The sequence below is a fragment of the Ochrobactrum sp. AN78 genome (assembly GCF_029909885.1).
Taxonomy (GTDB): Bacteria; Pseudomonadota; Alphaproteobacteria; order Rhizobiales; family Rhizobiaceae; genus Brucella; species Brucella quorumnocens.
The window spans coordinates 1-2,907 of record NZ_JASAMU010000032.1; the positions used below are offsets into that span (position 1 = coordinate 1).

Here is a 2,907-nt window from a genome sequence, read left to right on the forward strand (position 1 = left end):
AGCGCATCGTCAGAGCCAACCTGAAGAACGCCATTCTCGATAATCGTCCCACCAGAATAGCTGTTATGACCGCTCAGCGTCGTCGTGCCGGTGCCGCGCTGGATCAGCGTGCCGGTTCCGCTAACCACATTGGAAAACTCCCAACCATCCGAATGATCAAGCGCAAGCACTGCATTATTGGTAATCGTGCCCAGAACAGAACCGGTCGTACCACCCATGCCAAGCTGCAAGATACCTGCATTGATGGTCGTACCACCCGTATAGGTATTTTCGTTGGTGAAGATGGTGGTTCCAGATCCTTCCTGCAGCACCTCACCGGTGCCATAGATCCGACCCGCATAGACTATGGTTTTGTTGTTATTTGTGAAAGCGAATTGACTGTTATCGTTGACGTTGAATGTAAGGGTTGTTTCATCGCCGCCGCCGCTCGCGCCGATTTTTCCACCCGAGACATTGACGATGCCGGTGAAGTCACTGGTGTCGCCATTGAGCATGGTGGTGCCGGCGATCTGGTTTATGGTGCCTTCGCCGACAATTGCGGCATCAATCGAAACACCATTGGTGGTGTTGAAGTTCAGAACACCATTGCTACCGCCACCCTTGGCGTTGAACTCGATCATAGTGACATCGACAGTGCCAGCCGCCTTGGCCGCCTCATTCTGCGCGCCGCCAATATTCACCGTGCCATTGGTATTGGCATCGTAGGCAATCTCCAGGGCGTAATCATGAATAGCACCACCGTCAAACAGAGTATGCGTGCCGTCATGCAACTGGCCAACGAAGACCCCTCTTGTGCCGTTCCATGAGGAGCCGGCACCCTGTATGGTGACTTCACCGTTTCCAAATCGCGTCGCACCGAGCGTCATTGATCGTCCGCTGACCTGGCCGCCATTGCTGATGTTGAGATCACCTTTTCCCTCATACCCAACGATCATCTCGCGGTCGAGCTGGATCGAAGATCCGCTGCCGTCGACGATGACGTGGCCAGGAGATTCTATTGCGTTCGACACGCGAATACTGCCTGCCAGAACGCGCCCGCCCTGCGTCACCAGCAATGTGCCGTCACTACCTTTCGTTTGAGCGTTAGAACCGGCGCCGACAATTAGTTGCTTTTCGACATTGAGGAGCGAGCCACTTCCGTCAACCGTGACTTTGCCGGTTGCACCCTGCTGTACCGGATGTCCCTGGCCGATTGTCATATTGCTTCCGGTTGCCTGGCCACCATCGCGGATAGTGACTGTCGCAGTCGAGCCTGAATCTTGTCCAACGACCGCCGTGTCATAGCCCGAGTCATCCCAGTTCCAGACAGCGATGCCTTGCGAAGCCGGATGCGGGTTGACCGAGCCGGTATAGGTCACCGAGCCTGCGGCAAAAGCAGAGGGCGGAGCCAGGACGGAGCCAATCACAAGGAAGGAGGCAGCGCCAGCAAGGCATATGCGGTGACGGGTGATGCAGCAGGGGTTCGGTTTCACGGAAATCCTCAAAATATAGCTATGACGATAAGTCTTGATGCGAGTGTCGTCATATAAAAACAGTTGCGACAGTTAAACTATCAATTAACCATAGTAAACAATTCTGTATTACTGGATGTTAACGCGGTGCTTTTTTATTTAACACTTATATATTATTTAATATTATCTAATTTATATTTATCTCATGTAATTGGATGGCGACTATTGAAGCCTTTGGAGAAGCTTCGCAAGAAGTCAGCCTCATGGCGGCGGAAAAAATCCGCGTCGAAGCTCTCCACAACAGGTATTGCCTGCCTGATTTTCTCCAGCCCCAATGGACTCGGTGATAGCAGCTTCTCGCGCTGATCCCTTGGGGAGGGACCGCGATCAAGCAGGCCATCCTGATCGAGGCGGCTCACCAACTGCGAAACATGCATGCGATCGAGTTGCAGGAACTGCGCCAGCGTCTGTTGCGAGATTGCTGCGCCGTCGCGTGACAGCCAGCTGATTGTCGACAGAACGGCAAATTTCGGCTGAGTCAAATCAAGCGGCTTGAGCCTCGCATTCAGCCCGCGCTGCCACACCATGAACAGCCGCCACATGACAAAGCCGGGACTGTTCTGGGGACCATCAACACGCGAGAGGCTCTGCCAGTCCAGCTCACTCTCTTGCATCAGCCTGTCTCCGCGCGCTCACTAATTGCCTTCAGGCCGCGCAAGGTTCCTGGCAGCGTTGCATTGATTTGCCTGCCAATAAGCCATCGAAACAGAAACGACAGTGGCCCGTCGAAACGAACCCAATGCATAGCCACGGTTTTCTCGCCAACGGCGTCAAGCTGGTGGCCAAACGACATGACGCAGAGTGGTAACTTGCTTTCGACGACAAATAGTTTGTTCTCGCTGTAGGCGCTGACGACTATCTTTGCCTTCGGCCCCTTTTTTGGCTTAAGCCAGCCTTTTGAGCCTACCCGGAGACCATCGGGCAAATCAACGGCCTGGCATTCGTCGTCCCATAAAGGCCACGAGGAGACATTTTGATACTGGGAAAACACCACCGCAGCGGGTGTGCCGATCTCGATTGTATGAAGCATTACGAAAACCTAATATAGTAAATATATTTACATCTTATCAATTTTGATCGGGAAATTCAAGTTGCGCCGATGCAAAGCTTAAAAATCGATCTCTTGAACAGGGCGTGGTTGCAAAACCCGCTTGCTTGAACAGCTGAAGCAACGAAGGGAAGTGCATAACGACGGATTGTTTGGCTGCTCCCGGTGATTGCCAGGCGAGTGTTTGCTCGGTGCGGCGGCTTTACCACCTCACCTTGAAGCCTGCATTGGCCTTGAGGCTGTAGCTGTCGGTAAAATGAGTTAAGCCTGTATTGACCGAGCCTTCGCCGTAAAGCGCATATTTGTTGTCGGCCCAGGCATAGCTGCCGCCGAGACCAATGCCACCCC

The 2,907-nt window shown here is 53.3% G+C and carries 3 protein-coding genes; all 3 read right to left on the reverse strand.

What is annotated here, in order from left to right:
* Window positions 1-1,472, reverse strand: a 1,472-nt coding sequence (locus tag QBD00_RS23520) for an autotransporter-associated beta strand repeat-containing protein (RefSeq protein WP_318580699.1), incomplete at its 3' end; no start/stop codon positions are given.
* 182 nt (window positions 1,473-1,654) lie between these two features.
* Window positions 1,655-2,125, reverse strand: a complete 471-nt coding sequence (locus tag QBD00_RS23525; RefSeq protein WP_318580700.1) for a MarR family winged helix-turn-helix transcriptional regulator — start codon at window positions 2,123-2,125, stop codon at window positions 1,655-1,657.
* On the reverse strand, window positions 2,125-2,541 hold the full coding sequence (locus tag QBD00_RS23530; RefSeq protein WP_151096157.1) for a hypothetical protein: 417 nt from the start codon (window positions 2,539-2,541) through the stop codon (window positions 2,125-2,127). Before QBD00_RS23530 ends, QBD00_RS23525 begins: the two co-directional genes overlap by 1 nt.
* Between the last annotated feature and the right edge of the window lie 366 nt (window positions 2,542-2,907).

What these genes read in the sequence shown, in the direction of transcription:
- QBD00_RS23525 (WP_318580700.1), bottom strand. Translation starts at nt 2,125, where the DNA reads ATGCAAGAGAGTGAGCTGGACTGGCAGAGCCTCTCGCGTGTTGATGGT.
- QBD00_RS23530 (WP_151096157.1), bottom strand. Translation starts at nt 2,541, where the DNA reads ATGCTTCATACAATCGAGATCGGCACACCCGCTGCGGTGGTGTTTTCC.